24 protein-coding genes, 1 pseudogene and 1 riboswitch are annotated in these 26,005 nt (G+C 72.5%); of the genes and pseudogenes, 14 read left to right on the plus strand and 11 right to left on the minus strand.

The window, feature by feature from the left end:
- Nucleotides 1–2 precede the first annotated feature (2 nt).
- Nucleotides 3–186, minus strand: a riboswitch (cyclic di-AMP (ydaO/yuaA leader).
- 376 nt (nt 187–562) lie between these two features.
- Nucleotides 563–1,165, plus strand: a complete 603-nt coding sequence (locus ACFYX3_RS29820) for a hypothetical protein (RefSeq protein ID WP_382653991.1) — start codon at nt 563–565, stop codon at nt 1,163–1,165.
- Between the two features lie 53 nt (nt 1,166–1,218).
- On the opposite strand, the gene ACFYX3_RS29825 is transcribed toward ACFYX3_RS29820, so the two are convergent.
- Together ACFYX3_RS29825 and ACFYX3_RS29830 are read right to left on the minus strand one after the other, a co-directional pair.
- Complete coding sequence (locus ACFYX3_RS29825; RefSeq protein WP_389019687.1) at nt 1,219–3,243, minus strand: phosphocholine-specific phospholipase C; 2,025 nt, start codon at nt 3,241–3,243, stop codon at nt 1,219–1,221.
- A gap of 157 nt (nt 3,244–3,400) precedes the next feature.
- Nucleotides 3,401–4,207, minus strand: coding sequence for a DeoR/GlpR family DNA-binding transcription regulator (locus tag ACFYX3_RS29830; protein WP_389019690.1), 807 nt, complete (start codon nt 4,205–4,207; stop codon nt 3,401–3,403).
- 175 nt (nt 4,208–4,382) lie between these two features.
- Here ACFYX3_RS29830 and ACFYX3_RS29835 point away from each other — a divergent pair, with 175 nt between their 5' ends.
- The gene (locus ACFYX3_RS29835) at nt 4,383–5,306 is read left to right on the plus strand and encodes an SIS domain-containing protein (protein ID WP_389019693.1); all 924 of its coding nucleotides are present in this window, start codon (nt 4,383–4,385) and stop codon (nt 5,304–5,306) included.
- A gap of 39 nt (nt 5,307–5,345) precedes the next feature.
- Nucleotides 5,346–6,179 carry a ketose-bisphosphate aldolase gene (locus ACFYX3_RS29840; protein WP_376589233.1) on the plus strand — a complete coding sequence of 278 codons (834 nt, stop codon included), beginning with the start codon at nt 5,346–5,348 and terminating at the stop codon, nt 6,177–6,179.
- 36 nt (nt 6,180–6,215) lie between these two features.
- Here the strand turns inward: ACFYX3_RS29840 and ACFYX3_RS29845 are convergent, their stop codons facing one another.
- Nucleotides 6,216–7,094, minus strand: coding sequence for a LysR substrate-binding domain-containing protein (locus ACFYX3_RS29845; RefSeq protein ID WP_389019696.1), 879 nt, complete (start codon nt 7,092–7,094; stop codon nt 6,216–6,218).
- Nucleotides 7,095–7,165: 71 nt separating this feature from the next.
- Here ACFYX3_RS29845 and ACFYX3_RS29850 point away from each other — a divergent pair, with 71 nt between their 5' ends.
- Entirely contained in the window at nt 7,166–8,062 is an 897-nt protein-coding gene (locus ACFYX3_RS29850) for a DMT family transporter (protein ID WP_389019700.1), read from the plus strand.
- On the opposite strand, the gene ACFYX3_RS29855 is transcribed toward ACFYX3_RS29850, so the two are convergent.
- Together ACFYX3_RS29855 and ACFYX3_RS29860 are read right to left on the minus strand one after the other, a co-directional pair.
- Complete coding sequence (locus tag ACFYX3_RS29855) at nt 8,052–8,795, minus strand: SDR family oxidoreductase (protein ID WP_389019703.1); 744 nt, start codon at nt 8,793–8,795, stop codon at nt 8,052–8,054. The two genes, ACFYX3_RS29850 and ACFYX3_RS29855, sit on opposite strands and share 11 nt — an antisense overlap.
- A 105-nt stretch (nt 8,796–8,900) precedes the next feature.
- Nucleotides 8,901–9,347, minus strand: coding sequence for a nitroreductase family deazaflavin-dependent oxidoreductase (locus ACFYX3_RS29860; protein WP_382654008.1), 447 nt, complete (start codon nt 9,345–9,347; stop codon nt 8,901–8,903).
- Nucleotides 9,348–9,720: 373 nt separating this feature from the next.
- On the opposite strand from ACFYX3_RS29860, the gene ACFYX3_RS29865 reads away from it, so the two are divergent.
- On the plus strand, nt 9,721–10,935 hold the full coding sequence (locus tag ACFYX3_RS29865) for a S8 family peptidase (protein ID WP_389019708.1): 1,215 nt from the start codon (nt 9,721–9,723) through the stop codon (nt 10,933–10,935).
- Between the two features lie 92 nt (nt 10,936–11,027).
- Here ACFYX3_RS29865 and ACFYX3_RS29870 read toward each other — a convergent pair whose 3' ends face one another.
- Nucleotides 11,028–12,452: a tetratricopeptide repeat protein gene (locus ACFYX3_RS29870; RefSeq protein WP_389019711.1), complete on the minus strand. Its 1,425-nt coding sequence runs from the start codon at nt 12,450–12,452 to the stop codon at nt 11,028–11,030.
- A gap of 233 nt (nt 12,453–12,685) precedes the next feature.
- On the opposite strand from ACFYX3_RS29870, the gene ACFYX3_RS29875 reads away from it, so the two are divergent.
- From ACFYX3_RS29875 to ligA, 7 genes are all read left to right on the plus strand, one after another.
- Nucleotides 12,686–13,702, plus strand: a complete 1,017-nt coding sequence (locus tag ACFYX3_RS29875) for a serine/threonine dehydratase (protein WP_389019779.1) — start codon at nt 12,686–12,688, stop codon at nt 13,700–13,702.
- Nucleotides 13,703–13,825: 123 nt separating this feature from the next.
- Nucleotides 13,826–14,254 (plus strand): nucleoside deaminase, encoded by a 429-nt coding sequence (locus tag ACFYX3_RS29880; RefSeq protein WP_389019714.1) that lies wholly within the window; start codon nt 13,826–13,828, stop codon nt 14,252–14,254.
- 42 nt (nt 14,255–14,296) lie between these two features.
- A complete protein-coding gene (locus tag ACFYX3_RS29885; RefSeq protein WP_116164407.1) occupies nt 14,297–14,830 on the plus strand; it encodes a GNAT family N-acetyltransferase in 534 nt (177 codons plus the stop codon).
- Nucleotides 14,831–14,942: 112 nt separating this feature from the next.
- Entirely contained in the window at nt 14,943–16,298 is a 1,356-nt protein-coding gene (locus tag ACFYX3_RS29890; protein WP_389019719.1) for a hypothetical protein, read from the plus strand.
- Nucleotides 16,299–16,378: 80 nt separating this feature from the next.
- On the plus strand, nt 16,379–17,335 hold the full coding sequence (locus ACFYX3_RS29895) for a GlxA family transcriptional regulator (protein ID WP_376589255.1): 957 nt from the start codon (nt 16,379–16,381) through the stop codon (nt 17,333–17,335).
- A gap of 152 nt (nt 17,336–17,487) precedes the next feature.
- Nucleotides 17,488–18,486: a type I glyceraldehyde-3-phosphate dehydrogenase gene (gap, locus tag ACFYX3_RS29900; RefSeq protein ID WP_359515001.1), complete on the plus strand. Its 999-nt coding sequence runs from the start codon at nt 17,488–17,490 to the stop codon at nt 18,484–18,486.
- 157 nt (nt 18,487–18,643) lie between these two features.
- Nucleotides 18,644–20,710: an NAD-dependent DNA ligase LigA gene (ligA, locus tag ACFYX3_RS29905; RefSeq protein ID WP_389019726.1), complete on the plus strand. Its 2,067-nt coding sequence runs from the start codon at nt 18,644–18,646 to the stop codon at nt 20,708–20,710.
- On the opposite strand, the gene ACFYX3_RS29910 is transcribed toward ligA, so the two are convergent.
- Both ACFYX3_RS29910 and ACFYX3_RS29915 read right to left on the minus strand, forming a co-directional pair.
- Nucleotides 20,698–21,123: a nuclear transport factor 2 family protein gene (locus ACFYX3_RS29910; protein WP_389019729.1), complete on the minus strand. Its 426-nt coding sequence runs from the start codon at nt 21,121–21,123 to the stop codon at nt 20,698–20,700. The genes ligA and ACFYX3_RS29910 overlap by 13 nt on opposite strands.
- An 87-nt stretch (nt 21,124–21,210) precedes the next feature.
- Nucleotides 21,211–21,906 carry a type 1 glutamine amidotransferase domain-containing protein gene (locus ACFYX3_RS29915; protein WP_389019732.1) on the minus strand — a complete coding sequence of 232 codons (696 nt, stop codon included), beginning with the start codon at nt 21,904–21,906 and terminating at the stop codon, nt 21,211–21,213.
- Nucleotides 21,907–22,081: 175 nt separating this feature from the next.
- On the opposite strand from ACFYX3_RS29915, the gene ACFYX3_RS29920 reads away from it, so the two are divergent.
- Complete coding sequence (locus ACFYX3_RS29920; RefSeq protein WP_389019735.1) at nt 22,082–22,609, plus strand: GNAT family N-acetyltransferase; 528 nt, start codon at nt 22,082–22,084, stop codon at nt 22,607–22,609.
- Nucleotides 22,610–22,706: 97 nt separating this feature from the next.
- Here ACFYX3_RS29920 and ACFYX3_RS29925 read toward each other — a convergent pair whose 3' ends face one another.
- The 3 genes from ACFYX3_RS29925 to ACFYX3_RS29935 all read right to left on the minus strand — a co-directional run bounded on the left by ACFYX3_RS29925 (nt 22,707) and on the right by ACFYX3_RS29935 (nt 25,451).
- On the minus strand, nt 22,707–22,916 hold the full coding sequence (locus tag ACFYX3_RS29925) for a ferredoxin (protein ID WP_376589419.1): 210 nt from the start codon (nt 22,914–22,916) through the stop codon (nt 22,707–22,709).
- Nucleotides 22,917–22,954: 38 nt separating this feature from the next.
- Entirely contained in the window at nt 22,955–24,145 is a 1,191-nt protein-coding gene (locus ACFYX3_RS29930; protein ID WP_389019739.1) for a cytochrome P450, read from the minus strand.
- Between the two features lie 145 nt (nt 24,146–24,290).
- Nucleotides 24,291–25,451 carry a sensor histidine kinase gene (locus ACFYX3_RS29935; protein ID WP_389019784.1) on the minus strand — a complete coding sequence of 387 codons (1,161 nt, stop codon included), beginning with the start codon at nt 25,449–25,451 and terminating at the stop codon, nt 24,291–24,293.
- Between the two features lie 340 nt (nt 25,452–25,791).
- Here ACFYX3_RS29935 and ACFYX3_RS29940 point away from each other — a divergent pair.
- Nucleotides 25,792–26,005: pseudogene (locus tag ACFYX3_RS29940) on the plus strand (heme-binding protein); the annotation flags it as partial.

Consider the following 26,005-nt stretch of genomic DNA (forward strand, 5'->3'; position numbering starts at 1 on the left):
CGGTTTCCTCTCCGGCGCCTGCGGGGTGAGCTGTCGGGTTCGGACGGGAGATGTCCGGCCGCGCGCACGCGGCTGCACCCCGAGCCGTTCCGGAATCCGGACCGGCGTATTCGTGGGTCCCCCGCTCCTGCCGTCGGGTGAAAGGGAGTTTTACCGAGCGGCGGCAGGATTGGGCGTTCCGCTCGAATGGAGGTGACCGTAGGCCAGTAATGCGACGGATAACAAGGGGAGTGGGTCGCGGGCATCGGGAAATGGATCACGGAATTCGGGGAATTCAAGATCGATGCCGTCCGGGAGGCATCGAACTTCCTTGTCCGGTATGGGGCGGGAGAGGGGGCGGCCGGACCGGCGGGTCGTATGAGTGAGTCGCGTCACCAGGACCGCAATGTCCCATATGGTGCGTAATTCCTTTCGTGAGTAAATGGGGGGAAATTGCCTGGGGTGGGGTGTTCGTCGAGGGGTGGAGTGGCATGGATGCGAGCGGTGCTCCATGTGGGGGTAAAAGTCGCAAAAGGGACATTCATCGTGAAAGGTGGAGGCAGTCGACCCAGGAGACACCTCCATGCCGCCCTCCACCGCCCTGCTCAGCCCCGACACCCTCGACCGCGAGGCGGCCGCCCTCTTCGAGAGCGCCACCTGGCAGCGGATCGTCACGGACTGGACCGCCCCCGAGGAGTCGCCGCCCGCTGAGGACGGCTGGCGGAAGCTGCTCAGCGTGCCGGTGGACCGGCTCGTGGCCGAGGCCCTGGCCACCCTCCCGCCGGAGCTCCCCGCCGAGCGCCGGATCCCGGGACGGCTCGGAGCCGTGCTTCCGGACCGGCTGCACACCTGGCGCCGCATCGGCCAGGCCGACCTCCGCCCCTCGGTGCACCTCGGCTACGCGCGCCTCGTGCTGACCGAGTGGGGCTGGCAGAATGCCCCGTACAAGCTGCGCGACGCACGCGGTGCCCGGTGCGTCTGCGGTGCCCTCCTCGCCGCCCACCGCCTCGGCTACGGCAGCGCGGACACCATGAACGAGGCGGCCGCCTGGATCATGACCGAACTCCGGTCGCGCGGCTGGCAGGAGCTGATCGGGCCGTGGAACCGGGCCCCCGGCCGTACCGCCGCCGACGCGGTGGCCCTCCTCGACGCCACGGTCCGGCGCGCCGCCGAAGCGGGCCGCTGACGCCGTACCGGAGGCCGGGCGGCGGCCATGCCGCCGCCCGGACCCGCGGGGGATCAGCCGCTGATGCTCGGGGCTCCGGTCTCGATGTGGCCGGTGTACCGGCGCGACCAGGTGCCGTCGATGTCGGCGAGGATCGTGAAGTCGTACCAGCCGTCGTTGTACGCCACCGCGTTGAAGAAGTCCTCGCGGCTGGAGTTCGCCGGCACCGTGTACGTCCACGGGCCGTCCGAGCGGTAGGCGTTCGAGCGGATCGTGAAGGTGACGGGCCCGGCCGAGGTGTTGGTCATCTTGAACCACAGGGCCGTCTTGCCCGTACCCGCCTCCGGCGCGTACCTGGCGGCCACCTCGACCGCCTTGCCCGCCTTCGAGGCGTCCCCGATGAAGCGGCGCAGGAAGCGGTTGGGGCCCATCATCGAGATGTCGTACTTCCCCGAGCCCGAGCCGAGGCCGATGTTGAAGTAGTCGGTGGCCGTGCCGCCGGGGTCGACGGTGTACTGCCAGGCGGCGGTGTCCCGGTACTGGTGGGGGTGGATCGAGAAGTGCGCCGACCGCTTGGCCTCCGTGCCCTGGTTCGTCATCGAGAACCAGGCGAGGATCTTGCCCGCGGAGCCGAACTCGAAGCGGTCGAGGTTGCCGTTCACCTGGTACGGCAGGGCGCGCGCCGGGCGGGTGCCGGACTCCTGTACGGGCAGCGCGTTGTTCTGCGGGGCCGGGTTCGGCAGCGGGCCGCAGGTGGCCTGCCCGATCACCTTCGCCGTGGAGGGAAGGTTGGCCGGCACTCCGTACACCGGGTTGGCGAAGTCGAAGACCCCGGTCAGGTCGCCGGTGACCTTCCGGCGCCAGGCGCTGATGTTGGGGCAGGTCGCCGGGGTGCCGAGCGCCGCCGTCCAGCTCTCCATGAAGCGCAGCACCGAGGTGTGGTCGAAGACCTCGGAGCTCACCCAGCCACCGCGGGTCCACGGGGACATGACAATCATCGGGACGCGGAAGCCCAGGCCGATCGGCACGCCGTCGATGTACTCGCCCGCGGTGCCCGGAGGGGCGACCGGCGGGGGCACGTGGTCGAAGAAGCCGTCGTTCTCGTCGTAGTTGAGGAACAGCACCGTGGAGTCGAACACCTCGGCGTTCGCGGCCAGCGCGCGGTAGACGAGGTCGACGAAGTGGGCGCCGTCGCCCGGAGGGGCGTACGGGTGCTCCGAGAAGGCCTCGCTCGCGACCACCCACGACACCTGCGGCAGGGTCCCCGCGACGACGTCGGCGCGGATCGCCGCGGCGATGTCGTCCGGCGTCGAGCCGGTCACCTTCGGGACCGAGCCCATGCCCCGGTCGTACAGCGGGTCCCCGGGGCGGGCGTCGGTGAACTTCTTGAAGTACGCGAGGCCGTTGTCGCCGTAGTTGTCCTGGGCGTTCTGGTAGACCTTCCAGCTCACCCCGGCGCGCTGGAGCGCCTCGGCGTACGACTCCCAGGTGAGGCCCGACTCGTCGCCCCCGTCCTTGCTGGTGCCGTCGACCTTCCCGCTCCACAGGAAGGTGCGGTTGGGGCCCGTGGCGCTCAGCGTCGAGCAGAAGTACGCGTCGCAGATCGTGTAGTTGTCGGCGAGCGCGTAGTGGAAGGGGATGTCCCCGCGGTCGAGGTGGCCGAGCGTCCGGGTGTTGCCCACGCCCGTGACCCAGTTGTCGAGGCGGCCCTTGTTCCAGGCGGCGTGCTGCGAGGTCCAGCTGTGCGGCAGGTCGCCGTTGCACTGCGCGAGGGTCTCGCCGTCGACGCCGCCGGCGGCCGGGGTGTCGCTGAGCTTCCAGGGGTACTGGCGGCCGCCCCAGTTGGGCTGGTTGAACATGCCCCAGCCGCCGGGAATGTTGCCGGCGGCGCGGTCGCCGAAGCCCCGGACGCCCTTCAGCGTGCCGAAGTAGTGGTCGAAGCTGCGGTTCTCCTGCATGAGGATCACCACGTGCTTGACGTCCGCGAGGGTGCCGGTCGCGCCGCTCGCGGCGGCGGACGCCCGCAGCGGCGGCAGCGCGGCCCCCGCCATGAGCCCCGCGCCGATCCCGACGAATCCCCTGCGGCTGATGGGAATCATGCCCCGCCCTTCCTGTCACCGTGTGCCCCAGCGGCACGTCGGAGACATGATGGGGGAGGGCAGCTTAAAGGTATACACACGCGCGGTAATTAGTGTGTGAATACGCGGAGGACCGTAGACACCAAGGTCTGGATTGGTTCACCATCAGACCAATGAGTCAGACGGTGAGGACCTCTACCCCGGCTTCGGTGAGCTGCAGGGCCGTCTTCGGGGCGATGCCGGTGTCGGTCACGAGCAGGTCGATCCGGTCCAGACCACAGATCCGCGCGAACGCCCTGCGGCCCATCTTCGAGGAGTCGGTCACCACGACGACCCGGCTCGCCCGCTCCGCGAAGAGCCGGCTGATGCTCGCCTCGTCCTCCTGGTGCGCCATCACGCCGAGTTCGGCGTCGACCCCGTCGACCCCGAGGACCACCACGTCGAGCACGACCTCGTTGAGCACCCCGACCGTCAGCGGACCCACCAGCTCGTAGGTCTGCGGGCGGGCGACCCCTCCCGTGGTGACGATCTTGATCTGCGGACGCACCGCCAGCTCGCCCGCGATGTTGAGCGCGTTGGTGACCACGGTCAGCGCGGGCCCGGCCGGCACCGCCGTGCCCGGAGCTTCGGTGCGACCGCTCGCGAACCGCAGCGCGAGCGCGCGTGCGACCTCCGTCGTCGTCGTGCCCCCGTTGAGCCCGACGACCTCGCCGGGCGCGACCAGATCCGCCACCGCCTCCGCGATCCGCCGCTTCTCCGGCGCGTGCCGCGTCGACTTGTACCGCAGCGGCAGCTCGTACGACACGCCGTGCACGACCGCCCCGCCCCGCGTGCGGACGAGCAGCTGCTGCTCGGCCAGCTCGTCGAGATCCCGGCGGATCGTGGCGGCGGAGACGTCCAGCGTGGTCGCCGCCTCCTCCACCTCCAGCTTCCCCGAGGCGGCAAGCAGCTCCAGGAGCGTGTTCCACCGCTCGTGCTTGGACATGGGTCCCTCCCTCCACCGGGGCCACGCCCGCATGACCACCCCGCTCGTGCGCGCGTCTGATTCTAGCCGCCGAAGGGCGCGGGATCTGGAAAGAGGATGCTTGTTTCTGCTTGAATAGGGGCGTCTTCAAGCATCTTCCGTCATTATCGCGCACACTTCTTGCAAGGAGATCGGCATGACCACCACCCGCACCGCCGTGGAGATCGCCTCCCAGCCGGCGACCTGGCGCCAGGCGGCCCGCACCCTGCCCCAGCACGTCGCGGCCCTGCCCCGACGCGGCGAGCGGGTCGCGGTGATCGGCTGCGGCACCTCCTGGTTCATGGCCCTCGCCTACGCCGAGCTGCGCGAGTCCGGCGGCCACGGCGAGACCGACGCCTTCGCCGCCTCCGAGTTCCCCTACGGCCGGCGCTACGACCGTGTCGTCGCCATCACGCGCTCCGGCACCACCAGCGAGGTCCTCGCCGTCCTGTCCCGGCTCCGCGGCACCGTCCCCACCGGCGCGATCACGGCCGACCCCACCACCCCGGTGATGGACCTCGCCGACGAGGTCGCCGTCCTCGACTTCGCCGACGAGGAGTCCGTCGTCCAGACCCGCTTCGCGACCACCGTCCTCGCCCTGTTCCGTGCGCACCTGGAGGCCGAGGACGCCCTCCCCGAGGGACTGGGCACCGTCGAGGACGCGGCCCGCGACGCCGAGCAGGCCCTCGGCTCCCCGCTCGACGAGAGCGTGCGCACGGCCGAGCAGTTCACCTTCCTCGGCACCGGCTGGACCTACGGACTCGCCCTGGAGGCAGGCCTGAAGATGCGCGAGGCGGCCGGCGCCTGGACCGAGGCGTACCCGGCCATGGAGTACCGCCACGGCCCGATCAGCATCACCGGCCCCGGCCGCGTGGCCTGGGGCTTCGGTGCCCTGCCCGCCGGGCTCGCGGACGACGTGCGCAAGGTCGGCGGCACCCTCGCCGAGAGCGACCTCGACCCGCTCGCCGACCTCGTCCGCGCCCAGCGGCTCGCCGTCGCCGTCGCCGAGGCCCAGGGGCTCAACCCGGACACCCCCCGGAACCTGACCCGCTCCGTCGTCCTCTCCGACGTCCATGCCTGACCGCCGCCCCACGCCCGCCCACCACCCGGGAGAAGCACCGTGCCGCTGACGCCCACCGACGAGATCGTCCGCCGCGCCCGCGCCGCGGGCACCGGAGTGGGGGCCTTCAACGTCCTCCAGCTCGAACACGCCCAGGCCATCGTGGCCGGCGCGGAGAACGCCGACCGTCCGGTCGTCCTCCAGATCAGCGAGAACACCGTCCGCTACCACGGAGCCCTGGAGCCGGTCGCGCTCGCCTCCCTGGCCGTCGCCCGTGCGGCCAAGATCCCCGTCGCCGTCCACCTCGACCACGCCGAGAACCCCGACCTCGTCCGCGAGGCCGTCGCCCTCGGCCTCGGCTCGGTCATGTTCGACGCCTCGAAGCTGCCGTACGCGGAGAACGTCGCCGCGACCCGCGAGGTCGTCGAGTACTGCCACAGCCACGGCGTCTGGGTCGAGGCCGAACTCGGCGAGGTCGGCGGCAAGGGCGGCGCCCACACACCGGGCGTGCGCACGGACCCCGAGGAGGCCCGTGCCTTCGTCGACGCCACCGGCGTGGACGCCCTCGCGGTCGCGGTCGGCAGCGCCCACCAGATGGTGACCAGGGACGCCGTCCTCGACCTCGAACTGATCGCCCGGCTGCGCGCGGCGGTCGACACCCCGCTCGTCCTGCACGGCTCCTCGGGCGTCTCGGACCCGCACCTCACCGAGGCGGTCGCGGCCGGCATGACCAAGGTGAACGTCTCCACCCACCTGAACAAGGCGTTCACCGAGGCCGTCCGCACCCACCTCGCGGAGCACCCCGGCACGGTCGACCCGCGCCACTACCTGACCCCGGCCCGTGAGGCCGTGGCCCGCGAGGTCGCCCACCTCCTGGCGGTCCTCTCGCCGTGACGGCCGTGGCGGCCGTGACGCGGTGCCCCCGCGTGCTCAGACCTCCTGAAGCGCCGTCAGGAGGTCCCGTACGGCGGGCAGGGTCAGGGAGGACTCCCGTACCGCCGCCTGGATCGAGCGGACCGGCTCGGGGCGGCGGACCTTGCGGACCACCACGTTCGGGTGGCGGCTGCCGAGGCCCATCAGAGGGATCAGGCTGATCCCGAGACCGGCCGCGACGAAACCCTGGGCGGTGGCGTACTCCTCGCACTCCACCGCGATGTCCGGAGCGAATCCGGCCGCTGCGCACGCGTCGAGGACCGCGTCCCGGCAGGGCCCCGGGCGCTCGCTGCCGACCCACGGCTCGGCGGCCAGGTCCGCCAGGTCGACGGCGCCCCGGCGCTCGGCGAGCCGATGCCCCCGGGGCAGCACCAGGCGGTACGGGTCGTCGACCAGAGGGACGAGCCGCAGACCGTCGCCGGACGCCGCCGGACCGGCGCCCCGGGGCCGTACGAGGAGGGTGAGGTCCGCCTCCTCGTCGGGCGTGCCGTCGGCGATCATCAAGTCGACCCGTACGCCCGGGTGTTCCGTACGGAAGCGGGCCAGGGCGGGTGCCACCAGGTCCGCGCCCGCCGTGGCGAAGTAGCGGACCGCGATCTGCCCGGTGCGGCCCGCCCGGAGATCGGCGAGCGCCGTCTCGGCCTCGGCAACCTGACGCCCGATCACGGCGGCATGCTCGGTGAGCAGCCGTCCGGCGGCGGTCGGCCGCACGCCCCGGCCGAAACGTTCGAGCAGTGCGATGCCGGCCTCCTTCTCCAGGACGGCGATCTGCTGACTCACGGCCGAGGGGGTGTAGCCCAGGTGCCCGGCGGCGGCCGTGACGGATCCGCTGGCGACGACGGCCCGGAGCACCTGCATGCGTCTCACATCCAGCATGTAGGAGAGCTTAACGCTCGATGCACGATCCTTCGCTTGTCCTGTCGGCCGGGAGCCGGGACCGTGAAGACATGACTTCGGCGATACGCATGGGCGTCCTGGCCCTGCTCTGGGGCTCCGGCTTCCTCTGGATCAAGATCTCCCTCAACGAGGGCCTCACCCCCGGATGGATCACCTTCGCCCGGTCCCTCCTGGGCGCGGCCGTCCTCCTCGCGCTCGCGCACGGAGCCGGACAGCGGCTGCCACGGGACCGCGGCACCTGGGGGCGGCTCGTGATCGCCGCTTTCCTCTGCAACGCGCTGCCGTTCCTCCTCTTCTCCGTCGGCGAGCAGACCGTCGACAGCGGCGTGGCGGGCGTCCTGAACGCCACCACCCCGCTCTGGTCCCTCCTCATCGGCCTCGTCCTCGGTACGGAACGCTCCCTGCGCCCCGCCCGGCTCGGCGGGCTCGCCCTCGGCTTCACCGGAGTCCTGCTGATCTTCGCGCCCTGGAGCACGGGCCCCGGCCTGATGACCTGGGGAGCCCTCGCCCTGATCGGCGCCTCCCTGAGCTACGCGGCGGCCTTCGCCTACATGGCCCGCCGCCTCACCGACCGGGGCACCGCACCACTCGCCCTCTCCGCTGCGCAGCTCCTCACGGCCACCGCCCTCGGTACGCCCGCCCTGGCGGCCGGCGGCCGGGCGACGGTGACCGCGGCGGGACTGCTCGCGGTCCTCGTCCTCGGCGTCTTCGCGACCGGGCTCACCTTTCACCTCAACTACCGCATGATCGCCGAGGAGGGCCCCACCAGCGCCGCCACCGTCGGCTACCTGCTGCCGGTCGTCTCCGTCACGCTCGGCGCACTGGTGCTCGACGAGCCGCTGACCGCCCGGGTCCTGACGGGTATGACGGTCGTCCTCGTCGGCGTGGGACTGACCCGCGTACGGCGGAGGCCCGCCCTGCGACCGGCGGGCCGCCTCACCGGCTGACGTTCCTGTCGCGCAGCCGGCGGTCGAAGTCGACGGCGACGATGCGCTCGTCGTGCACGCCGGCCGCGTCGTCGGACGCCAGCCAGACGATGGGCGGGCCCATGACCGAGGGGTCCAGGAACCGCCGGTCCTCGGGCACGGCGTCGAGGGGCAGCATTCCGGTGGCGGTCGGGCCCCCGGGTAGCAGCAGGTTGACGGTGACGCCCGTGCCCCGCAGGTCGGCGGCCATGATCCGGGACAGTGACTCGCTGCCCGCCCGGGACGGCCCGTAGGGGACGAACCCGGCCCGGTGCATGGTCGACTCGCTCACCGCGATGTTGACGATGCGGCCGCCGCCGGCGGCCAGCATCCGGGGCGTGACCTCGCGCGCCACCAGGAAGTACCCCGTCAGATTGGTCTCGATCACCGCGCGGAAGCCCGCGACCGGCACCTCCCAGAAGCCCTGTGGGTGCGTCATGAAGCGCGGGTTGACCGTACGCATGCCGACCCCGGCGTTGTTCACCGGCATGTCGACGCCGCCGAGCCGGGACCACGCCTCCTCGACGGCCCCGGCCACGGACGACTCGTCCCGCACGTCCATCTCCACCCCGACCGCCCCCGGCAGTCCGGCGGCGACCGACGTCGCGCGCCGACCGGACCGGCCGGTCAGCGCGACCGCCGCGCCCGCCGCGGCCAGGGCGGAGGCCATGGCGAGCCCCAGCCCGCTCGTCCCGCCCGTCACAAGGACCTTCATCGGGTCACTCCCGTCTCGAGCACGGCCCGCCAGGGCTGAGGTCTGCATGACCGGGACGCTAGGACCTGGAGCGCACGCGAAGGCAAGGGTGATGCCGGCGCGTGCCTACACGTCCTGGACCACCGGCTCGGCGACGAAGACGGGGATCTCCCGGTCGGTCTTGCGCTGGTAGTCGGCGTAGTCCGGGAACGCGGCGACGGCCCGCTCCCACCACGCCTGGCGTTCCCCACCGGTGACCAGACGGGTCTTCATGTCCCACACCTGCGTGCCGTCACGCAGTTCGACCAGGGGCGTGGCCACCAGGTTGTGGTACCAGACGGGGTGGTCGACCGAACCGCCCTTGGACGCGACGAGCGCGTACGCGCCCTCGTGCTCGACCCGCATGAGCGGGGTCTTGCGGAGCTTGCCGCTCCGGGCGCCGAGGTTCGTGACGAGGATGACGGGGAGGCCCCGCATGGTGGTGCCCTGGGTGCCGCCGGACGATTCGTACAGCTCGACCTGCTCGCGTACCCACGACGTCGGGCTGGGCTCGTACTCGCCTTCGAGGGGCATGGGGTGCGTCCTTTCGGATGGCGTCCGGTGTCACCGGCCTGCTTCTCCCGACGCTAGCCGACACGTCGTCACCCGCGGGGGAGGAGCGGGCGCACGCGGCGCGCGGGGTGTCGAGTCCTCGGGATTCCGGCCACCGGAGCGTCCGATTCAGCCAGGCGCTCCGGCTTCCTCGGGGGTTCCGTTGCAGGCGTATGGCGGATGCATGACAAGACCTCAACTCCCTTGAGTCACGCCCGTGGAGCGGCCAGGCTGCTGATCACGCCGGGACCGGACACACGGTCCCGACCGTGCGCGTGACCCCGCGTGCACCACCCCCACAGTCGCGCCGCCCCCACCCGTCGGGCGCGACGCCCATGAGGAGGACTCCCTCGTAATGGCACTCCCCAAGAGCAACAAGACGCGCCTCGCCGTGACGGCCTCCGCCGCGACCGCCGCCGCCCTGCTCGGCACCTTCGCCGCCGTCCCCGCCCAGGCGGTCCCCGCCGAAGGCACCGTCCTCGCGGCCGGCTCGGCCGACGCGGTCCCCGGCAGCTACATCGTCACCCTCAAGCAGGGCGCCGGCTTCAAGGCCGCCTCCGCCAAGGGGCGGAACCTGATAGCCGGTTACGGCGGCACGGTCCGCAAGACCTTCGGCTCCGCCCTCAACGGCTACACGGCCACCCTCGGCGCGACCGAGGCCCGCCGCCTCGCCGCCGACCCGGCCGTCGCCTCCGTCGAGCAGAACCAGGTCGTCCGCGCCGACGCGACCCAGTCCAACGCGCCCTGGGGCCTCGACCGCATCGACCAGGCCGATCTGCCGCTGTCCGGCACGTACACGTACCCCGACAGCGCCGGCAGCGGCGTCACCGCCTACGTCATCGACACCGGCGTGCGGATCACCCACTCCGAGCTCGCCGGGCGCGCCGTCAACGGCTACGACGCCGTCGACGGCGACACGGTCGCCCAGGACGGCAACGGGCACGGCACCCACGTCGCCACGACCATCGCCGGCTCCACCTACGGCGTGGCCAAGGCGGCGAAGATCGTCGCCGTCCGCGTCCTCGACAACAACGGCTCCGGCACCACCGCCGGTGTCGTCGCGGGCATCGACTGGGTCACCGCCAACCACGCCGCCGGCGCCCCCGCCGTGGCCAACCTCTCCCTCGGCGGCGGCGCCTCCACCGCCCTCGACAACGCGGTGAAGAACTCCATCGCCGACGGCGTCACCTACGCGGTCGCCGCCGGCAACTCCGGCACCAACGCCTCCTCCTCGTCGCCCGCCCGCGTCGCGGCCGCCATCACGGTCGGCGCCACGAGCAACACCGACGCCAAGGCCAGCTGGTCCAACTACGGTTCGGTGCTCGACCTCTTCGCCCCCGGTGTCTCCATCACCGCCGGCTGGAACACCAGCGACACCGCCACCAACACCATCTCCGGCACCTCGATGGCGACCCCGCACGTGGCGGGCGCCGCCGCGATCTACCTGGCGGGCCACCCCTCCGCCACGCCGGCCCAGGTCGCCACGGCGCTGGTCAACGGCGCCACGCTCAACAAGGTGACGAGCCCGGGCAGCGGCTCCCCGAACCGCCTCCTGAAGATCGTCCCGTAAGACCCGAGAGCGGGAAGGCGGGCACGGGACCGCCCCGGAGGCAGCCGGCGCCTCCGGGGCGATTCCCGTGACGTCAGGGTCCGGAGAGGACGTCAGGAATCCGACGAGGCGGGGAGCAGCATGGCCTGCCGTGTCGTACGGGCGAGCTCCTCGACGTCGGCGTGCGACATGTCCGAGGCCTTGAACGAGACCGACCCCATGCTGCCCTTGTCCGCCCAGAAGCAGATCGCCTTGTGCTTGCCGGTGATGTACTCGACGTACCGCGAGCACTGCATCCAGCCGCCGTAGGCGCCCGCGTCCGCCCTCCAGCCGTCGTCGAGCGAGCCCACACCGGGCGTGCTCGACAGGAGCGTGTCGCTCTCGTACACCATGGCGGCGGTGGCGTCGTGGAAGTCGCCGGTGGACGCGGTGACGGCGAGCTCGGACCCGTCGCCCGAACCGCCCGTGTAGTAGTACGTGAACGCCGCCGCGACCCGGCCGCTCGGGTCGCTCGCAGCGGCGGCGTCCAGCTCGTCGCCCATGTCCGTCCGCGTCATCCCCCGGAAGGTGTACGGGGCGGCCGCCTCGTACCTCGGATACGCGATGTCCTCCAGGTGCGTCAGGACGGTCGTCGTCACGAAGGCACTCAAGGCGAGCACGGCACCGGTGCCGATGAGGACCAGCTGACGCCGTGTGTACGGCCGCACGGCGGGCAACGGCGGCTCGGCCGGGGCGGGTCCCGCTGCAGTCGCGCCCGAGGCCCGTGCCCCACCACGCGCGCGGGCGCCGCGCAGCAGCAGCCGAAGCGCCAGGAGGGGGAGCTGGAGGAGCACGACGACCGCGCACGTGCCCCAGAGCGGGAACGGCCCGAGCACATGACGCGCAAACAGCAGTACGGCCACCGTCAGCTGGGCGAGGAACAGGTACTCCGGCTTGCGGCGCACGAGCAGGCGCAGCGGGGCCCGGCCGGGACGGGCGAGCGCGGTGAGCGACGCGTCGAGGACGGCGAGCCGCCGGTCGTACGGCGCGAGGGCCGCCCGGCGCCGCGCGTCCTTCTCCGCGGCCTGCGGCGAGGCGGCGGTGAGCGCCTGGAGGACGTCGAGACGCTGTACGAGGGCGGCCGACGGTCCCTTGGCCACGGCCGTGGCGAGGACCGAGGTCGAGGCGGTGGCCCGCAGCAGCTGCGGGGAGTCGGGCGCCAGTTCCCGGAGCCGCTCGAGCAGCACGGGGCCGCGTGCGTGGCGGCCCGGCCGGTCCAGGGCGTCGGACCGCAGACAGAGCTCGGCGTAACCGGCGAGGAGGTCGACGTGGTCGGGGAAGAGGTCGAGAGCCCGGCGGAAGACCCGCTCGGCGGCGTCGTCGTGGTCGTCCTCGTCCTCCGCCATGTGCGCGCGGGCCACGACGAGGAGGAGCGCCGGCTCGGGACCGTCCGCCTCCAGGGCCGTCTCCGCGACCTCCCGCGCCTCCGCGAGCCGGCCCGCCGCGATCAGTGCGGTGGCGTGAGCGCAGGCGGACGCGGCGTCTTCTTCGCTGTGCAAGAGTCCCCACCCCTGAGATTCCGGCCGACTGTTCCCGGCCAAGAGGCGTCACTATCGCCTGCGACGGAATGCCTGGTCAACCGCGTTTCCGGAGGCCCGGAGGTGTGCGGAGGGGCAATTCACGCCACTGAAGGGCCCTCGGCCCCTCCTCCCGGCCTCGCGGCCTTCCCGCGCCCGCCGGACGCTGAGAAGATCGTTCGCACGACCGCCCGGTCCCGGCCCTTCAGGAGCATCTGGTGCCCACCCTCGCGTACGCCGACGTCAAGACCGCCGCCGACCGGATCGGTGGCCACGTCCGCCCCGTCACGGTCACCCCCGCCGAACCCGCGGACGAGACGTACGAGCTCCACCTCGCCCTTGAACTCCTGCAGCACACCGGCTCCTTCAAGGCCCGCGGCGCGCAGAACTTCCTCCTCGCCCACCGGGAGGAGGGCACCCTCCCGACAGCCGGCGTCACCATCGCCTCCGGCGGCAACGCGGGCCTCGCCTGCGCCTGGGCGGCCCGCCGGCAGGGTGTCCGCGCCACCGTCTTCCTGCCGGTGACCGCACCCCAGGTGAAGATCGACAAGCTGCGGGGCTACGACGCCGACGTGCGGCTCGTCGGGACGGAGTACGCCGAGGCGCTCGCCGCCTGCGAGGCGTTCGCGGCCGACAGCGGCGCCCTCGCCTCCCACGCGTACGACCACCCCCTGATCGCCGCCGGGGCCGGCACCCTCCTCGACGAGATCCACCGGCGGATCCCGGACCTCGACACCGTCGTCGTCTCCGTCGGCGGCGGAGGGCTCCTCGCCGGCGTCGCCACCGCCGCCCGGCACCACGGCATCCGTACCGTCGCCGTCGAACCCGAGAACTCCCGTGCCCTCGACGCCGCCCTCCGGGCCGGACACCCCGTCGACGTGACGGTCGACTCCGTCGCCGCCGACGCCCTCGGCGCCCGCCGCGCCACCTCCCTGGCCGTGGCCGCCGCCCAGGAGCCCGACGTCCACACCGTCCTCGTCACGGACACCGACATCGTCCGCGCCCGCCGCGCCCTCTGGGACGACCGCCGCCTCGCCGTCGAACACGCCGCCGCCACCGCCCTGGCGGCCCTCACCGCCCCGTCCGACGCCCCCACCGGCTACCGCCCGGCACCGGGCGAGAAGATCTGCGTCGTCCTCTGCGGGGCCAACACCGACCCGGCCGACCTCACGCAGGGGCCGGCCGGCCGTCAGGGCCGGCGGGGCGGCGGTCCGCTCGTGCAGCGCGACTGAAGACGAGGTCGGTGGTCGTGCCGCCGAACTCCGCCAACGCGTCCAGGACCTCCTCCAGATGCGCCATCGACGCGGCTGCCACCTCCAGGACGCGGCCGCCCACCTCTCAGGAACGGATGCGTCATGACGACAGCCGACGACCACACCCTGCTCCGCCGCGCCATCGCCCTCGCCGCCACGGCACGGGAGGGCGGCGATCCCCCCTTCGGGTCGCTCCTCGCCGCACCGGACGGGACGGTCCTCGCCGAGGAGCACAACACCACTCTCACCGACCGGGACATCACGGCGCACCCCGAACTGAAGCTCGCGCGATGGGCAGCCCGGGAACTGGACCCGGCCACCGCGGCCGAGACCACGATGTACACCAGCTGCCAGCCGTGCGACATGTGCGCGGCGGTCATCCGGCAGGCGGGCCTCCGCCGCGTCGTGTACGCCCTCTCCGGCGCACAGCTCCTCGACATCCGCCCGGGCAGCGGCCGCCCGCCCGTACCGCAGGACGGCCCCGCGCTGCTCGACGAGGTACGGGCCGTGGTCGAGGCGTACTACCGCTGACCCGGACATCCGTGGGGACCCCGTATGCGTCAGGATGGGTTCATGACCGAGATCCTCACCCCCCGACTCCTGCTCCGCCGCTGGACCGACGACGACCTCGTCCCCATGGCCGAGATCAACGCCGACCCCGAGGTCATGCGCTGGATCGGCGACGGCTCGGTCCGGGACCTGGAACAGACCGCGGAGGGCATCGAGCGGTGCGAGGAGGAGTGGGACGAGGAGGGCTTCGGGCTCTTCGCCGTCGAACTCCTCGGCTCCGGCGAACTGATCGGCTTCGCGGGCCTCTCCGTGCCGGAGTTCCTCCCCGAGGTGCTCCCCGACGTGGAGATCGGCTGGCGGCTCGGCCGGCAGTTCTGGGGCCAGGGGTACGCCTCCGAGGCCGCCCACGCCGTCCTGGAGTTCGCCCTCCAGGACCGCGGCCTCGACCGCGTCGTCGCCATCACCCACGCCGCCAACAAGGCCTCCGAGAACGTCATGCGTAAGCTCGGCATGGTGCCGGAGCGGGAGACGAGCCACCCGGTCTTCGGCGTACCCCTGCGGGTCTACGCCATCGACCTCACCGAGTACCAGGCCTGATCACCGCGACCCGCCGGAGTGCCGTCGGCGGCGCTCCGGCACGGTAGGGTCCCGGCCGTCGCGATGACCTTCGCGGCGGCCCGATGACGGACCCGGTACGGAGGGGGAGCACGTGAAGCGCGCCGTTGTTCTGGGAGGGAGCTTCGCCGGGCTGCTGGCCGCCCGGGTCCTGAGCGACTTCGCCGAGGAGGTCGTGGTCGTCGAACCCGACCTCCTCGAAGGCGGGGACGGCACGGGGCCCGGCGCGCCGCACCGGCGGCAGCTGCACGCCCTGCTCGCCATGGGCCACACCCAGATCGAGCGCTTCTTCCCGGGCATCACCCGGGAGATGGTGAGCGGCGGCGCCCGCCTCGGCCGGGGCGACGAGGTGCGGTTCTACGTAGACGGCGTGCTCAAGGCACCGGTCGCCGACGCACGGATGCTCGGTGCGACCCGTCCGTTCGTCGAGACACATGTACGGCGCCGCGTCACGGCCCTCGACAACGTCCGCCTCGAGCCCGCCACCGGCAGGGGACTGCTCCTCCAGGGAGGACGCGTCGTCGGGGCCCGGCTCGCGGCGGCGGGCGCGCCGCAGGCGGGGGACGCCGAAGCGGCCGGGACGAGCGAGGGTGACGAGTACGACGTGCGGGCGGATCTCGTCGTCGACGCCATGGGCCGCTCCAGCCGGCTCGGCAACTGGCTCGCCGCCGAGGGCTGGGGCCAGGCCCCGGTGGACCGCATGCGCGTCGACCTCGGCTACGCCACGGCCCGCTTCGCCCGCGGGAGGGAGCTCCCGGACACGGTGATCGCCCACTCCACACCGGGCCCGGCCAGCGACTACCAGCCGGCGGTGTGCGAACCCGGGGCCCTGGCCGCCGTCGAGGACGACGCCTGGTCCGTCGTCCTCGCCGGATACGCAGGCCACCGCCCGGGGCGGGACCGCGCGGAGTTCCTCGCCCGGATGAGGCGCTGCGTCGCTCCCCTCCGCGAGATAGCCGACCGGTGCGAGATGATCGGCGCGGTGGAGCCCTTCCACTTCCGCGAGAGCCGCCGGCGCCGGTTCACCGACCTGACGAAGTTCCCCGGCGGGCTCGTCGTCCTGGGGGACGCCATGGCGACCGTGAACCCCGTCTACGGCCAGGGGCTGACCCTCGCCACCCTCCAGGCCTCCTCGCTCCACGTCCACCTGAGGAGCGGCGCCTCGCCGCACGACCCGGCCCGGGACTACTTCCGGCGGGCCGCCGTGGTCGTCGACGCCGCCTGGCAGCTCTCGACGACCGCCGACCTCGCGCAGCCGCACGTCACGGGCCCGTACCCCCGTGGCTACCGGTTCCTGCGCTGGGCGGGCGACCACATCACGACCGCGTCGGTCAGGGACGCGCGGGTGAACCAGACGTACATGGACGTCGTCCACATGCGCAGGCACCCGAAGGCCCTCACCGGCCCCCGCGTCCTCGCCCGCACGGCCCGCGTCCTCCGGCGCGGCTGAGGGCACTTCCGAGCGGCGGCCGGGAACGTCCGTGACCGCCGCTGACCAGCGAGGACGCGTGGCCGCGTACCCTCGTGGACGTGTCTGCATCCCGTCTCCACCGCGTCGCCGTCCTCGTCCTCGAAGGCGCCAAACCCCTCGACGTCGGAATCCCCGCGCAGGTGTTCACGACCCGGGCGAGCATGCCGTACGAGGTACGGGTCTGCGGCGCGGTACCCGGCGTCGTGGCCGGCGGCGACGGGCTGGCGTACCAGGTCGCCCACGGCCTGGAGGCGCTCGACTGGGCCGACATCGTCTTCGTCCCCGGCTACCGGCATCCGGACCGCGAGGACCCGCCGCGCGCCGTCGTCGACGCGCTGATCGCCGCCCACCAGCGCGGGGCGCGGCTGGCCGCCATCTCGACCGGCGCCTTCGCCCTCGCCGCCACGGGCCTCCTCGACGGGAAACGGGCCACTACGCACTGGCACTACGCGCGGGCGCTCGCGGCCAAGCGGCCCCTGATCCGCGTCGACGAGAACGTCCTCTTCGTCGACGAGGGCAGCATCCTCACGTCCGCCGGCGCCGCCTCCGGAATCGACCTCTGCCTCCACATCCTGCGCCGGGACCTCGGCATGGGCGCCTCGAACCACGCCGCCCGGCGGCTCGTCGCCGCCCCGTACCGCAGCGGCGGTCAGGCACAGTACGTGCCGCGCAGCGTGCCGGAGCCGCTCGGCGAGCGGTTCGCCGCCACCCGCGAATGGGCGCTGCACCGGCTCGGCGAGCCCCTCACCCTGGAGATACTCGCCCGGCACGCGGCGGTGTCGGCCCGCACCTTCTCACGCCGGTTCGCCGAGGACACCGGCTACACGCCGATGCAGTGGGTCATGCGCGCCCGGGTCGACATGGCCCGCGAGCTGCTCGAACGGTCCGAGCGGGGCGTCGAGCAGATCGCCGCCGACGTCGGCCTGGGCACCGGAGCCAATCTGCGGCTGCACTTCCAGCGCATCCTCGGCACGACCCCGAGCGACTACCGGCGCACCTTCGCGCAGGGGGAATAACCCCACGCCAGACCCCTCGGCAGACCCCTTTCGGCGCCGTGGCGGGATCTTGGCGCGATACTTGCGGACCGTGGCGATCACGCCGCTGGTTGAGACCAGTGATCCGCGCGAACCTGGGTGGCGAATCGGAAGGTCGGAAGGGACACCCACTCATGACTCGCATCGCCATCAATGGTTTCGGCCGCATCGGACGCAACGTGCTCCGCGCGCTGCTCGAGCGCGACACCGACCTCGAGGTCGTCGCCGTCAACGACCTGACGGAGCCCACCGCCCTCGCGCGGCTCCTCGCCTTCGACTCGACCTCGGGCCGCCTGGGCCGCCCGGTCACCGTCGACGGCGACACCCTCGTCGTCGACGGCCGCCGCATCAAGGTCCTCGCCGAGCGCGAGCCGGCGGACCTGCCGTGGGCCGAACTCGGCGTCGACATCGTCCTGGAGTCCACCGGCCGCTTCACCTCGGCCAAGGCCGCCCGCGCCCACCTCGACGCCGGCGCGAAGAAGGTCCTCGTCAGCGCGCCCGCGGACGGCGCCGACGTCACCCTCGCCTACGGCGTGAACACCGACGCGTACGACGCCGAACTGCACACGATCGTCTCGAACGCCTCCTGCACGACCAACGCGCTCGCGCCCCTCGCGAAGGTCCTCGACGACCTCGCCGGCATCGAGCACGGCTTCATGACGACGGTCCACGCCTACACGCAGGAGCAGAACCTGCAGGACGGCCCGCACCGCGACCCGCGCCGCGCCCGCGCCGCCGGCGTCAACATCGTGCCGACCTCCACGGGCGCCGCCAAGGCCATCGGCCTCGTGCTGCCGAACCTGGACGGCAAGCTGTCCGGCGACTCGATCCGCGTGCCCGTCCCGGTGGGCTCGATCGTCGAGCTCAACACGACCGTCGCCCGCGACGTCACCGTCGAGGACGTCCTGGCCGCCTACCGCACCGCCGCCGAGGGCCCGCTGGCCGGCGTCCTCGAGTACTCGGAGGACCCGCTGGTCTCCGCCGACATCGTGGGCAACCCGCACTCGTCCATCTTCGACTCGGCCCTCACCCGCGTCGAGGGACGCCACGTCAAGGTCGTCGCCTGGTACGACAACGAGTGGGGCTTCTCGAACCGCGTCATCGACACCCTGACGCTCCTCGCCACGCGCTGACGGCGCGTCACCCGACCGGCTCTCTCCCCGCACGGAGGAGCCGGCCCCCCACCGCACGCCGGCTCCGGAACCACGGGGCCGGCGTGCGGTGCGTCGTGCGTCCTTTCGGCGGACGTGCTGAGGGGCGTTGTCAGTGCCCTCCGACAGGATGGTGGACATGACGACAACTCCCGCCGTTGAGGCGTACTTCAGCCTGTCCAGCCGTGCCGCGTACGAGGCCGCCATCGAGCGGCTGCGTGAGGCTTCCCGCACGTACTACGGCGCGGGCTACAGCGTCATGGACGACGCCACGTACGACCGGCTGCGGCTCGACGTGAAGGCCTGGGAGGCCGAGCACCCCGAGGACGTCGCCCCGGACTCGCCCGCCGACCAGGTCGCCGACGGCGCCGCGCCCGTCGGCGACGTCGCGCACACCACGCGGCTGCTCAGTCTCGACAACGTCTTCGCGCCCGAAGGGCTCGTCGCCTGGGGTGCCTCGCTCCAGCGGCGTCTGGGGCAGGAGCCGGTGGGAGGGTTCACCGTCGAGCCGAAGATGGACGGTGCGGCCGTCGCCGCCCGTTACCGTGACGGACGGCTGGTGCAGATCATCACGCGTGGCGACGGTACGCAGGGCGAGGACGTCAGCCACGTCATCGGGACGATCGACGGGATTCCCGAGCAGCTGCCGGTCCCCGCGACCTTCGAGGCGCGCGGTGAAGTCCTCTTCACCCAGGAGCAGTTCGAGGCCGCGAACGAGATACGGATCGCGCACGGCGGCGACGTCTTCGCCAATCCGCGCAACGGCGCCGCCGGCACGCTGCGGGCGAAGGACCGGCCCTACCGACTGGCGATGACCTTCTGGGCGTACGGCGCCGTCGACCTCGACGGTAGGGAGTTCCTGCCCGCCGGGGGTGGGCACGCCGAGACGCTTGCCGCGGTGGCGGAGGCGGGGGTGCGGACCACGGCGGAGACCCCGGCCGGACTCCATGTGGTCCCCACCCTCGCCGAGGCCCAGGAGAGGGTCGACGCGATCGCCGCGATGCGCGCGAGCCTGCCGTTCGGCATCGACGGCGTCGTCATCAAGGCGGACAGCGCAGCCGAGCAGGCGACGGCGGGCTTCGGCAGCCGCTTCCCGTACTGGGCGATCGCCTACAAGCTTCCGGCCGTCGAGCGCCAGACCGTCCTGGAAGACGTGTTCTGGGAAGTGGGCCGTACGGGTGTGCTCGCCCCGACCGCCGTGCTCACGGCCGTGGAGCTGGACGGATCCACCGTCACCCGCGCCACCCTCCACAACCCGGCCGACATCCTGCGGCGTGACCTCCACATCGGCGACACCGTGACCGTCCACAAGGCCGGCGACATCATCCCGCGCGTCCAGGCCGCCGTCGTCGAACTCCGCCCGCAGGGCGCCGTCCCGGTCCCGCTGCCCGAGGAGTGCCCCCACTGCGGCGGGGAGATCGACAAGAGCCAGGAGCGGTGGCGCTGCGCCAAGGGCACCGCCTGTGCGCTCGCGCCGCTGATCGAGTACGTCGCCGGGCGCGACATCCTCGACATCGACGGGCTCGGCAGGAAGTACGTCGACGCCCTGATCGCCGCCGGTGTCGTCGGCGACGTCGCAGATCTGTTCACCCTCACCGAGGAGCAGCTCACCACCGCCTCCGGTAGCGCCAAGCGCGGCGCGAAGCTGGCCGAGCAGATCCGACTGGCCAAGTCCCGCCCCCTCAGCCGAGTCTTCTGCGCGCTCGGCGTGCCGGGCACCGGCCGCAGCATGTCCCGGCGCATCGCCGCGTACTTCGGCACGATGGACGCCATCCGGGCGGCCGACGCCGCCGCCCTCCAGGAGGTCGAGGGCATAGGCCCGGAGAAGGCACCGGTCATCGCGGAACAGGTCGCCGCGCTCGCCCCGGTGATCGACAAGCTGATCGCGGCGGGCGTCGCCATGACCGAGCCGCGGCAGGAGAAGGCCGAGGACGCGGTGGACGGGCCGCTCAGCGGGAAGACCGTCGTCGTGACCGGGAAGATGGCCGGCCCGCTGGGCGGCTGGGGGCGCTCCGAGATGGGCGCGCTCATAGAGAAGGCCGGCGGGCGTGCGGGCAGCAGCGTCAACTCCCGGACCACCTACCTGGTCGCGGCGCCGTCCGCGAACGGCAAGCCCAGCTCGAAGGCCGTCAAGGCCCAGGAACTGGGCGTCGAGGTCCTCACCCCGGAGGCCTTCGCCGAGTTGGTCGCGGCCTACCTGGACTGAGCCGGCGGCTCGCCGGCCGGGGCGGTGCCGGCCGCCTCGGCCGCGATGCGGTCGAACTGCGCCCCCATCGCCTCGGACAGCGCGTGTGCGGCGGACAGCGGCCGGACCATGACCGTGAAGTCGTCGATGAGGCCCTGCTCGTTCAGGTGGAGGAAGTCGCAGCCGGTGATGGCGCGGTCGCCGACCCGGGCCTCGAAGACGAGGGCGTGGTCGCGGCCGTCCTCGCCGCTGATCTCCCGGACGTAGCGGAAGTCGCTGAAGACGCGGGAGACTCCGCGCAGGATGGCCGCGGTGATCGCCTTGCCCGGGTAGGGCTTGAAGGCCACGGGGCTGGTGAAGACGACGTCCTCGGCGAGGAGCGCCTCGATCGCCGCGTGGTCGTTCGCCTCGACGGCCTGACGGAAGGACTTCATGCACATCTCCGCAGCTAGTCAATTAGTTGATTAGGTGAGGAGGAGGCTAGTGAGGCGACCCGGCCCTGTCCAGGCCTGCGACGGGCGTCAGGCCAGCTTCTTCAGGAGCTCCGCGGCGAGCGGGGCGGAGGAGGACGGGTTCTGACCGGTGACCAGGTTGCCGTCGACGACCACGTGCGGCGCCCACGGCTCACCGACCCGGACGTCCACGCCCGCCTCCACGAGCCGGGTCTCGAGCAGCCACTTCGCCCTGCCGGCGAGACCCGCCTGCGTCTCCTCGGCGTTGCTGAACGCGGCGACCTTGCGGCCGGCGAAGGCGTTCGAGCCGTCGGCGTCGGTCGCGGCGAGAAGCGCGGCCGGGCCGTGGCACACGACGCCCAGAGGCTTGCCCGAGCGCAGGGTGTCGGCCAGCAGCCTGCCGGAGACGGCGTTCACGGCGAGGTCCTCCATGGGGCCGTGGCCGCCGGGGTAGAAGACGGCGTCGTATTCGGCCGGACGGGCGTCCTCCAGCTTGATCGGGTTCTGGATCTCGCTGATCGAGGCGAGCGCCGCCGCGGCCTTGTCCGCGCCTTCCGGGCCACCGTTGGCCTCGGGGGAGAGGCTGCCCGCGTCGACGGTCGGGACGACACCACCCGGCGTGGCGACGACGACCTCGTGCCCGGCGGCCTTGAACGCCTCGTACGGCGCGATGACCTCCTCGGCCCAGAAGCCGGTGGGGTGCTTGGTGTCATCGGCCAGCGTCCAGTAGTCGACACCGGTCATCACGAAAAGAATCTTCGACATGGGGAAGCTCCAGGGGATGGCGGGCCCGACCGGGCCCGGAGAAGGCGACGACCTCGACAGTAGGCCGGGGATCCATAGGTATCCAATGGAGAATCCAATGCCTCGTATAGGCATCCCAATGGCCCTACCGGGAATACGAGCATGCGGCGACGGCACTCGGCGGCATCACCGACGGATGCATGAAGTGAGGCTGTCCGACGGGGTCGTCGCGCTGTCGCCGCTGCGCCTGGACGATGTGGAGGCGCATCTCGCGGGGGAGGACGAGGCGCTGGTTCGCTGGCTCAACGGCGGCCCCGGTACGCGCGAGGGCGTGGAGGCGTACGTCCGGCACTGCCGGGAGCAGTGGGACGCCGCCGGGCCGTTGCGCGCTTTCGGGATCCGGGTGGGCGCGGTCGAGGCACTCGCGGGGACGATCGACCTGCGGTGGGAGGGAGAGGGGCTGGCGCCCGGTCAGGTGAACGTGGCCTACGGCCTCCATCCGTCCTGGAGGGGCCGCGGCCTGGCCACCCGGGCGGTTCTCCTGGCATGCCGGTACGCGGCCGGGGAGGGTGCGAGGCAGGTGGTGATCCAGGTCGATCCGGGGAATCCCGCATCCGCCGCCGTCGCACGTCGAGCAGGGTTCGTCCCCGGCGAACCGCCGTACAGAAGCCCGGACGCGACGTTCGACCGGTACGTCCGGGACTTGTACGGCGCCGCGCACTGACGACCATCAGACAGGAACCATCCGCGAGGCCCCCTGACGGGCCGCTCGGAGCGAGCGGCCTCTCAGGGTTCGTTCCTCGATGCCATCCCGACCGCCGTCAGGCGCGCGATTCCTCGGTGGCCTCACGGAGGGTGATCGCCTGTACGGGGCAGGCTCTGACCGCCTCGCGGACCATCGTCCCGGTGCCGTCCTCCCGGCCCGGGACGACCGTTCCGAATCCGTCGTCGTCCTGCGTGAAGACGTCCGGGGACGTCAGGGCGCACTGCCCCGCGCCGATGCAGACGTCCGAGTCGATCGAGACGCGCATCGGCACCGCTTCCTTCGCCATGCTCCGCACCGCTCCTTTCACCACGTGACGGGGAGTTCGAGCATTCCCTGGATCGTGTCGCCCGGTTTGAACGGGATCTCCTCGGCCGGGACGGCCAGCCGAAGCCCCGGCAGGCGGCGCAGGAGCGTCCCGAGCGCGATCTCCAGTTCCGCGCGTGCCAGGTTCTGCCCGAGGCACTGGTGGATGCCGAAACCGAACGCCACGTGGTGGCGGGCGGACCGCGCCCAGTCGAGCGCGTCCGGGTCGCTGTAGGCGGCGGCGTCCCTGTTGATGACCGAGGTCGAGAAGACCACCCCCTCGCCCGCCCGGATCACCGTCCCCTCGACATCGATGTCCTCCCGCGCGACCCGGAGCAGTCCGTCGGCGATCGACAGGAAGCGCAGCAACTCCTCGACGGCAGCGGGTACGAGCGTGGGATCCGCCCGCAGCTCCGCCAGCCGCTCCGGGTGCCGCAGCAGGGTGTACGTCCCCAGGGAGATCATGTTCGCCGTGGTCTCGTGCCCGGCCACCAGCAGGATCGTGGCGAGCTGTACGAGTTCCTGGCGTTCGGGACCGCCGTCTCCGGACCCGCGCGCCACCAGGTCGTCCAGGACGCCCTCGCCGGGCTTCAGCCGCTTCTGGTCGATCAGGTGGCCGAGGTAGTCCTCGAGGCGGGCCAGCGCGTCCTCGGTGTCCGCGGCCGTCGGGCCGCGCAGCAGCCGCCGCGACTGCTCCTCGAAGAAGTCGTGGTCCGCGTACGGCACGCCCAGCAGGTCGCAGATGACGATCGACGGCACCGGCAGCGCGAACGCGCTCACCAGCTCGGCCGTCGGCCCCTGCGCCACCATCGCGTCGAGGAGCCGGTCCACGGTCTCCTGGATGCGGGGCCGCAGGGTCTCGGCACGCTTGAGGGTGAAGCTGGGGATCAGCATCCGCCGCTGGGCGTTGTGCTCGGGGTCGTCCCAGCCGAGCAGCGCCGCCCGCCGGCGCCTGCGCACGGCCGAGGCGCGTTCCGTCGGCAACGGGAAGTCGTCACGGGTGGAGTCGGTGGACAGCCGCTGATCCGCGAGGAGCGCGCGGGCGGCCGCGTGTCCGGTCACGAGCCACACCGTCCTCCCGTCCCACAGGGTGACCCGCGACAGCGGGCGCTCCTCCTCGGTGCGGGGGTAGCCGGTGGGCGGGTGATAGGGGCAGGTCCGGTTCTGGGGGAACGCCACGGTTTTCGTCACGGGGGCCTCGCTGGGGGCGTGTCGGTGGCAGGGACTGTGGTGCCGTCTCCACTACATGCCTCAGGCACCTATCTGGTCTACGCACAGTTCGGCCATTCCACCGGAACGGGCGCGGCCCGTACGGGGGAAGGAGCCGCGCCCGCCGTCAGGGCCGGGGCGGCAGGGGGATGACGGCGGTCAGCACCGTCCCCTCGCCCGGCGCCGATTCGATCGTGAGCGCGCCCCCGAGCTGCCGGACACGCGCGCGCATCGCGGGCAGCCCGTGGCCGCGCACGGCCTGCTCGCGCGAGAGCGCCGGGTCGAAGCCGCGCCCGTCGTCGGCGATGTCCAGGACGACCTGGTCGTCCAGATGGCTGAGGGTCACGGCCGCCGTGCCGGCGTCGGCGTGCTCGCGGATGTTGGCCAGCGCGCCCTGGGCGATGCGCAGCAACGCCGCCTGTACGCGGTCGGGCAGGGTGGCGGCGGGCGTGCCGTCCTGGTGGAAGCGGACCCGGAGGGTGTCGGAGGACTCCCGCTCGGCGAGGGTGCGCAGCGCGTCGGTGAGATCGCCGCCCCCGGCGAGGTCGGCGGGGGCGAGGTCGTGCACGAAGCGTCGGGCCTCGGCCAGATTGTGTTCGGCGATGGACTCCGCCGTACGGATGTGGCGGCGGGCCGCGACCGGGTCGGTGTCCCAGAGCCGGTCGGCGGCCTGGAGCAGCATCTGCTGGCTGGACAGGCCCTGTGCGAGGGTGTCGTGGATCTCCATGGAGAGCCGCTGGCGCTCGGCCAGGGTGCCCTCCCGGCGCTCGGTCGCGGCCAGTTCCCGACGGGTGCGGACGAGGTCCAGGATGACCGCCCGCAGCCGGTCGGCCTGCCGCTGGGAGTAGAGGAAGACGGCGGTGGCGACGGCCGCGCCGGCGAACGGGGCGAACATCAGGTTCGGGTCGAAGCCGAAGCGCAGCCGCAGCTTCAGCTGAGCGGCCACCACGCACAGGGTGATCAGGCCGACGAGGACGATCGCGGACCGGGTGCGCAGCGAGCGCAGGCTGGTGTACAGGAGCGGCACCACGCACCAGCCGAAGCTGGGCGCGAGGACCACGAGGGCGAACCACACCCCGATGACGGCCGCCAGCCAGAGCCTCGAGGCGGTACTGGGCGGAGCCCCGCGTCCGTCGGCCTGCTGAGGGCCGAGGACCGGACCGAGCACGTACAGCAGGGCGAGCACGATGGCGAGGATGATCACCCACGGCGTCGTACGGGCGCCGGGATGGACGATCAGGTAGCGGGTCAGCGACGAGCAGAGCAGGACGAAGAACGCCATGTGCATCACGGTCGCGAGCCAGCCGGCGTCCGGGTCGGCAGCCTCCGTGTCGAACGCCTCCGGGTCGGCAGCCTCCGTGTCGAACGCCTTCGTGTCGATCGGCGACCGCCTGTCCGTCCGCACCGTCCGCTCCTCGCCGCCGACCGTTCCCACGAGCCCAGGCTATCCGGACTGATTCATTCCGCATCGACCGATCGGTTGACCCCCGTGTCGTCCGCCGGGTGCGCCGACCGGAGCCTGTAGGCCGACCGGACAGGGCCGTGACCGGCACCAGGATGGATGTCAGAGCGGGAACGCCGAGCTTCCCGAGCCCCCGAGGGGGTCGATGCCCAAGGAGCTGATGATCGTGAAGAAGATGACCCTGCGCACCCGTGTCCTGACCGGTACCGTCGCCGCCGGCGCGCTCGCCGCGGGCCTCTTCGGCACCGTCTCCGCGAACGCCGCCGCCCCGGCCGCCGCTCCCGCCGCCGTCATGGCCGACGCGGTGAACGACAACACGATGCAGACGACGCACCTGACGATCGAGGCCGCCACCAAGGCCGCGCAGGCGACCCTCGACG

This window comes from Streptomyces sp. NPDC002463, from assembly GCF_042889835.1.
Lineage (GTDB): Bacteria > Actinomycetota > Actinomycetes > Streptomycetales > Streptomycetaceae > Streptomyces > Streptomyces nymphaeiformis.

Excerpts from the sequence above, each read along its gene's own strand:
- ACFYX3_RS29850 (WP_389019700.1), top strand. The coding sequence starts at position 7,166 with ATGACTTCGGCGATACGCATGGGCGTCCTGGCCCTGCTCTGGGGCTCC.
- ACFYX3_RS29825 (WP_389019687.1), bottom strand. The coding sequence starts at position 3,243 with ATGATTCCCATCAGCCGCAGGGGATTCGTCGGGATCGGCGCGGGGCTC.
- ACFYX3_RS29845 (WP_389019696.1), bottom strand. The coding sequence starts at position 7,094 with ATGCTGGATGTGAGACGCATGCAGGTGCTCCGGGCCGTCGTCGCCAGC.
- ACFYX3_RS29915 (WP_389019732.1), bottom strand. The coding sequence starts at position 21,906 with ATGTCGAAGATTCTTTTCGTGATGACCGGTGTCGACTACTGGACGCTG.
- ACFYX3_RS29860 (WP_382654008.1), bottom strand. The coding sequence starts at position 9,347 with ATGCCCCTCGAAGGCGAGTACGAGCCCAGCCCGACGTCGTGGGTACGC.
- ACFYX3_RS29865 (WP_389019708.1), top strand. The coding sequence starts at position 9,721 with ATGGCACTCCCCAAGAGCAACAAGACGCGCCTCGCCGTGACGGCCTCC.
- ACFYX3_RS29820 (WP_382653991.1), top strand. The coding sequence starts at position 563 with ATGCCGCCCTCCACCGCCCTGCTCAGCCCCGACACCCTCGACCGCGAG.
- ACFYX3_RS29880 (WP_389019714.1), top strand. The coding sequence starts at position 13,826 with ATGACGACAGCCGACGACCACACCCTGCTCCGCCGCGCCATCGCCCTC.
- ACFYX3_RS29830 (WP_389019690.1), bottom strand. The coding sequence starts at position 4,207 with ATGTCCAAGCACGAGCGGTGGAACACGCTCCTGGAGCTGCTTGCCGCC.
- ligA (WP_389019726.1), top strand. The coding sequence starts at position 18,644 with ATGACGACAACTCCCGCCGTTGAGGCGTACTTCAGCCTGTCCAGCCGT.
- ACFYX3_RS29835 (WP_389019693.1), top strand. The coding sequence starts at position 4,383 with ATGACCACCACCCGCACCGCCGTGGAGATCGCCTCCCAGCCGGCGACC.
- ACFYX3_RS29925 (WP_376589419.1), bottom strand. The coding sequence starts at position 22,916 with ATGCGCGTCTCGATCGACTCGGACGTCTGCATCGGCGCGGGGCAGTGC.
- ACFYX3_RS29935 (WP_389019784.1), bottom strand. The coding sequence starts at position 25,451 with ATGCACATGGCGTTCTTCGTCCTGCTCTGCTCGTCGCTGACCCGCTAC.
- ACFYX3_RS29885 (WP_116164407.1), top strand. The coding sequence starts at position 14,297 with ATGACCGAGATCCTCACCCCCCGACTCCTGCTCCGCCGCTGGACCGAC.
- ACFYX3_RS29910 (WP_389019729.1), bottom strand. The coding sequence starts at position 21,123 with ATGAAGTCCTTCCGTCAGGCCGTCGAGGCGAACGACCACGCGGCGATC.
- ACFYX3_RS29855 (WP_389019703.1), bottom strand. The coding sequence starts at position 8,795 with ATGAAGGTCCTTGTGACGGGCGGGACGAGCGGGCTGGGGCTCGCCATG.
- gap (WP_359515001.1), top strand. The coding sequence starts at position 17,488 with ATGACTCGCATCGCCATCAATGGTTTCGGCCGCATCGGACGCAACGTG.
- ACFYX3_RS29920 (WP_389019735.1), top strand. The coding sequence starts at position 22,082 with ATGCATGAAGTGAGGCTGTCCGACGGGGTCGTCGCGCTGTCGCCGCTG.